The sequence below is a fragment of the Candidatus Ruminimicrobium bovinum genome, from assembly GCF_902760015.1.
Taxonomy (GTDB): Bacteria; Elusimicrobiota; Endomicrobiia; order Endomicrobiales; family Endomicrobiaceae; genus Ruminimicrobium; species Ruminimicrobium bovinum.
This window is the reverse complement of sequence record NZ_CACWEU010000050.1, coordinates 1-5,488: the sequence shown is the minus strand read 5'-3', so window position 1 is coordinate 5,488 and position 5,488 is coordinate 1. Positions and strand designations below refer to the sequence as shown.

The 5,488-nt window shown below is 31.1% G+C and carries 6 protein-coding genes; all 6 read right to left on the bottom strand.

The genetic code is table 11. The features are described from left to right. Positions 1–642: 642 nt before the first annotated feature. The 6 genes from priA to gmk are packed head-to-tail and all read right to left on the bottom strand — an operon-like array spanning position 643 to position 5,404. On the bottom strand, positions 643–2,631 hold the full coding sequence (priA, locus tag ACMUOV_RS01855; RefSeq protein WP_413853228.1) for a primosomal protein N': 1,989 nt from the start codon (positions 2,629–2,631) through the stop codon (positions 643–645). Between the two features lies 1 nt (position 2,632). Continuing rightward, positions 2,633–3,382 carry a uracil-DNA glycosylase gene (locus ACMUOV_RS01850; protein WP_413853226.1) on the bottom strand — a complete coding sequence of 250 codons (750 nt, stop codon included), beginning with the start codon at positions 3,380–3,382 and terminating at the stop codon, positions 2,633–2,635. Next, entirely contained in the window at positions 3,351–3,986 is a 636-nt protein-coding gene (locus tag ACMUOV_RS01845) for a phosphopantothenoylcysteine decarboxylase (RefSeq protein ID WP_413853224.1), read from the bottom strand. Before ACMUOV_RS01845 ends, ACMUOV_RS01850 begins: the two co-directional genes overlap by 32 nt. 8 nt (positions 3,987–3,994) lie before the next feature. Beyond that, a complete protein-coding gene (locus ACMUOV_RS01840) occupies positions 3,995–4,558 on the bottom strand; it encodes a flavoprotein (protein ID WP_413853222.1) in 564 nt (187 codons plus the stop codon). Continuing rightward, entirely contained in the window at positions 4,524–4,802 is a 279-nt protein-coding gene (locus ACMUOV_RS01835) for a hypothetical protein (protein ID WP_413853220.1), read from the bottom strand. Before ACMUOV_RS01835 ends, ACMUOV_RS01840 begins: the two co-directional genes overlap by 35 nt. Continuing rightward, the gene (gene gmk / locus ACMUOV_RS01830) at positions 4,799–5,404 is read right to left on the bottom strand and encodes a guanylate kinase (RefSeq protein ID WP_413853218.1); all 606 of its coding nucleotides are present in this window, start codon (positions 5,402–5,404) and stop codon (positions 4,799–4,801) included. The genes ACMUOV_RS01835 and gmk overlap by 4 nt, the downstream gene beginning before the upstream one ends. Between the last annotated feature and the right edge of the window lie 84 nt (positions 5,405–5,488).

Below are 5,488 nucleotides of genomic sequence, written 5' to 3'. Positions count from 1 at the left end.
CATTACTTGTTTATCATTATTATTTATCATTGTTTATCACCACTGCTTATTTTTATATTTTTATGTTGAAATTTTATATTATTTATTTTTATTTGTCAACTATTTTATTTTAATATTAAAATTTTATTTTATTTGTTAAATTTAGTTTGTTTTTATTTAAAAATATATTTTATTATTATTTTCATTATTTATTTTACTTGATTTTGTTATTGTTTACTAATGGTTATTAAAAATTGCTAAGCAATTTTTTTGGTTATTGGGTTATGGGGTTATAGGGTTAACGACAACGGCAAAACTTTTAAAAATTTCTTTTGAAGCACGACTTGTCGCCGCTTATGAGTGAAGAAATTTTTAGAGTAAAGAACTATAAATTTTATAAAGTTCTTTAGTGCGATATGCAGAGAAATTTTTGATTACATTAGGTCGTTCAAAAATTTAGAGTTATCGCACGGCTTTAAAAATTTCAAACGAATGGCGACACTAAGTGCAAAAAAGAGAATTTTTTAAAACGAAACGACATAGATTGCCACGCCGATTTCATCGGCTCGCAATGACATTAACTACAGCTGAGGAGCTGAGGACTGTATTTATAACTCTAAGCTCTAAACTATCACCTATAACCTAAAATTCACAAAGTGAATTTTATAAAAGGTCGGTGGGGTTCAGTTCCAAATTGATATATGTTTGTGCAGGGAGTTTTATATTGATAAGTTCTTTAAGCAACGGACGGATTTGTTCATTTTGTCCTTTTAAAATTATTTGCCATCTGTAACTTCCGTTAAGTTTTGCAATATAATTTTGACAAGGACCAAGCAGAGATATTTGATAATTTAATTTTAATATTTTATTTTCCAAAATTTCATATATCGACTGTGCAACTTCCTGTGCTTTCTTATCTTGTTTATTCCTAACGGTTACTTTTGCCATATCACAAAACGGAGGATATTGTAATTGTTTACGAAAATCCATTTCCTGCTCGTAAAAATTTTTATAAGAATAATTTTGTGCATTTACCAAAGCATAATTTTGCGCAAAATTTGTTTGCACCAAAACTTTTCCTTTAATATCCGCCCTGCCGCAACGACCTGCAACCTGTGTAATAAGTTGAAAAGTTCTCTCCGACGACGAAAAATCCGGCAGATACAAAGATGTGTCGGCATCCACAACACATACAAGTGATACCCTTGAAAAATCAAAACCTTTTGCCACCATTTGCGTACCGAGCAAAATATCGTATTCTTCGTTTTTAACACCTTCATAAACTTTACGATAAACATCTTTACTTGTTGCAGTGTCTGCATCAAGCCGAAAAATTTTTGAAAAAGGAAAAAGTTTTTTTAATTCTTCTTCAACCCGTTGAGTACCTACCCCGAAAATACGGAAATTTTTTCCCCCGCATTTTTGACATTTAACCGGGAATTTTATTTCTTTACCGCAATAGTGACATTTTAAAACTTCCGGATATTTATGATAAACCATTGATACGGAGCAATTCGGGCATTGATAAACCGCATCGCAATTTTGACACATAAGTGTTGAAGAAAATCCTCTCCTGTTTAAAAAGATAATAACCTGTTCTCTTCTTGCAAGTGCCTGTTTTATTGCGGAAATAACTTTTTTTGAAAGAACGGAATTTTTTAAATTAACATTTTTTAACGAAACCATTTCTATTTTCGGAAGAGGTTTTGAATCTATCCTTTCGGGCAGTTCCAATAATTTAAAACTTCCGTCAATACATTTTTTATAAGTATCAAGTGCAGGTGTTGCCGAGCCGAAAACACAAACGGCATTATTATATTTTGCACGCCATAATGCAATTTCTTTTGCACAGTAACAGGGTTTATTATTTTGTTTATATGTTGTTTCATGTTCTTCGTCAATAATAATTAAGCCCAAATTTTCAAAAGGTAAAAAAATTGCAGACCTTGCACCTATAACAATTTTTATTTCTCCTTTTTGTATTGAGTCAAAAATTTTATATTTTTTAATCAAAGAAACTTCACTGTGCCAAAGTGCAAAAATATTACCGAATCTTTTTTTTATTATTTTGATAAATTGAGGTGTCAGTGCAATTTCGGGAAGTAAAAAAATTGCGGTTTTGTTTTGTTCCAAAACTTTTTGAATACTTCTTAAATAAATTTCGGTTTTACCCGAACCCGTAACACCGTGCAGTAAAAAATTTATATTTTGTTGTTTATCTATTGCAAGAAAAATTTCATCAAGTGCATTTTGTTGATACTTTGTAACTTTAAAAACAGGATTTTCTTTTTTTGTAATTTCTTTTTTCGGTTTTTCTTTTCTTTTTGGAACTTTTAAAGAAACCGGAACTATTACCGACAATGCTTCGCCCGTTGAGCACAAATATGTTTGGGAAAGCCAAGCTGCCATTTTATTCATTTCATCGGTAATAACAGGTTCCTTATCAAGAACTTCAATAATTTCTTTTAATTGTTTTTGATTTTGTTGAATAGAATTTTCTTTAACGGCAATACAGTAACCCGTTAAAGTTCTGTTACCGAAAGAAGCTTTTACCCTTCTGTTAATACATTGTTCCGTTTTTAAATTTTCGGGAATTTGATATGAAAAACTTTTATTCAAAGGAATTGGAAAAACAATTTCTGCAATATTCATATTATTTTGTTTTCAAAAAAGCCATAACCTGTTTCATATCGGACCAAACATCTTTTTTTAAGTTAGGGTTTCTAAGAAGTGCCGCCGGATGATATGTAGGCATAAGTTTTATACCGTTATATTCGGTGAACTTCCCCCTTAACGAACTGATAACTTCTTCGGTATTTAATAATGCTCTTGTAGAAGATGCACCTAAAGTAATAATTACACGAGGAGATATTATTTCTATTTGTTTATCCAAATAAGGTTTGCAAGTTTGCATTTCCTGTTGTGTGGGCGGTCTGTCGTTATTTTTAAGTTCGGGATTTGACGAATCTTTCATCGGATGGCATTTAACTATATTGGCAATATATACAGTGCTTCTTTTATACCCCATTGCTTCTATTATTTTATCAAGCAACATTCCCGCTCTGCCTATAAAAGGTTCGCCTTTGTGGTCTTCTTGAAAACCGGGACCTTCCCCTATAAACATAATATCGGCATAAGGGTCACCCACACCGAATACAAAATTTAATTTTGTTTTACCTAACGGACATTTGTTGCAATTACAAATTTGTTGTCTGAACTCTTCCAACTTTTGTTGTGAGTTTTTTAAATGTTCGGTTGTTTTTTTTATTTCGGATATTTTATCAATTTTTTTCATTTGTCGTTCCGGTTCAAAAATACCGATTTCTTCTTCATCCCAATTTGAATATTCTTCAATTGATGTTTTTGCAAGTTTAACAATTTCGGTATAATTTAATTGCTTCATTTATAATCTCTTTTGCTATATTATTTTTTGTTGCGGAATTTAATTTTTTAATATCACCGTTTTTAAAAATAAAAACAGGTTTTGAAAATTTTGAACCTATGGTTTCAGTAGGATTTGCAACTATCATATCAAGTTTTTTACCGTTCAATTTATCTTTTGCATAATTTAATAAATTTTTACTTTCCAAAGCAAAACCTATTACGGTTTGTTTTTCCGTTTTATGTTTTGCAACATAATTTATTATATCAACGGTTTTTTTTAATTTTAAATTTAAAATTTTATCCGTCTTTTTTATTTTGTTTTTTTGTATTGTTACCGGTGTATAGTCGGCAACGGCGGCTACACCTATAAAAACATCGGCATATTTTAAATTAGCTTTAACGGCTTTAAACATTTGTGCCGTTGTAACCACATCAACAATTTTACATTTTTTGTTTTTTATTTCAATATTACAAGGTCCTTTAACGGCAATAACATTACAACCTTTTTTTAAAGCTTGCTTTATTATTTCCCGCCCCATTTTACCCGATGATGCATTTGATATAAAACGAACAGGGTCAATATATTCTCTGGTCGGTCCTAATGTAATTAATACTGTTGTCATTGCCGTTTTCAGCTTTTAAGCACTTCAGCTATTTTATTTAAAATTGTTTCATTGTCGGCAAGGCAACCGTCACCAACAACACCGCAGGCAAGAAGCCCCGGTTGCGAGTCAACAATTTCGTAGCCGAAATCTTTTAAAATTTTTATGTTGTCTTCTACGGCTTTATGATGATACATATTGTGGTTCATTGCCGGGCATACAATAATTTTTGCTTTAGTTGCAATTACGGTGGATGTTACCAAATTATCGGCAAAACCGTTTGCAAGTTTTGCTATCGTATTTGCCGTTGCAGGCACTATAACATAAACATCTGCTTTTTGGGCAAGAGAAATATGTTCTATTTCAAAATAAGAGCTGTCAAACATATCACAACAAACTTTGTTTTTTGAAAGAGATTGAAAAGTTAAAGGTGTAACAAATTTTGTTGCGGCTTCGGTCATTACACAAGTAACGTTTGCACCGAGTTTTATTAAACTTCTAACCAAATCGCAAACTTTATAAACTGCAATTCCGCCGCAAATACCTAAAACTATATTTTTATTTTGAAGCAGGTTCTGCTGCTGCTGTTGCATTTGCATCCTCTTGTTGTTTGGCTTTTTTAGCTTTCTTCTCTTGTCTTAATTTTTCTATCTGTTCGTAAGTCATATTATTTTCCAAAACTTCTCTTAATACTTTGTTAAGAAGCAATGTTTGCGGTAAGTGGGCATAACCTTCTTCATCTTTTTTTACTTTGATAAGCTCAATTGCATTACGAACAACATCATACTTACCGAGTTTTGTTTCAAAAAACATTTCATCCAAAGATTTTTCTGTCATTTTTTTCTCCATATTACTTTATTTCTTTTTGTTGATAATCTGCTGCAATTTATTATATTTTCAACCTGTTTTATACTTTCGTTTAATTTATCGTTTATTACAAGATAATCGTATTTATCAATATAACTTATTTCTTTTTCGGCATTTTTAAGCCGTATGTTTATAACTTCTTTTGTATCTTTATTTCTTTTTATAAGACGTTGCTTCAATATTTTTAATGAAGGTGTCATGATAAATATCATAAGGGCATCTTTATACTGTTTTTTTATTTTAATTGCACCCTGAACATCTATATCAAGCAAAACATCTTTCCCTTTTGATATTATACTCTCCAGTATTTTTTTACTTGTTCCGTAATAATTATTATGAACTTTTGCCCATTCCGCAAACTGTTTTTGTTTAATCTCGTCTTTAAATTTTGCTTCGGTTACAAAAAAATATTCTTTGCCGTTTTTTTCACCTTTTCGCGGAGCCCGTGTTGTTGTTGAAATTGAATAAACTATATTCTTATTCTTTTTAACAACGGCATCGCAAATACTCGTCTTACCTGCCCCCGACGGTGCAGACATTATAATAACCATACCTTTTTGTTTGCTTTTCATAATCCTTTATTTTATATAAAAAAAAATTGCTTTGCAATTTTTTTGGGCTGAGAGTTTAGAGCTGAATGTTGAGGGTTGAAGGTT

Excerpts from the sequence above, each read along its gene's own strand:
- ACMUOV_RS01840 (WP_413853222.1), bottom strand. The coding sequence starts at position 4,558 with ATGCAACAGCAGCAGCAGAACCTGCTTCAAAATAAAAATATAGTTTTA.
- ACMUOV_RS01845 (WP_413853224.1), bottom strand. The coding sequence starts at position 3,986 with ATGACAACAGTATTAATTACATTAGGACCGACCAGAGAATATATTGAC.
- gmk (WP_413853218.1), bottom strand. The coding sequence starts at position 5,404 with ATGAAAAGCAAACAAAAAGGTATGGTTATTATAATGTCTGCACCGTCG.
- ACMUOV_RS01850 (WP_413853226.1), bottom strand. The coding sequence starts at position 3,382 with ATGAAGCAATTAAATTATACCGAAATTGTTAAACTTGCAAAAACATCA.
- priA (WP_413853228.1), bottom strand. The coding sequence starts at position 2,631 with ATGAATATTGCAGAAATTGTTTTTCCAATTCCTTTGAATAAAAGTTTT.
- ACMUOV_RS01835 (WP_413853220.1), bottom strand. The coding sequence starts at position 4,802 with ATGACAGAAAAATCTTTGGATGAAATGTTTTTTGAAACAAAACTCGGT.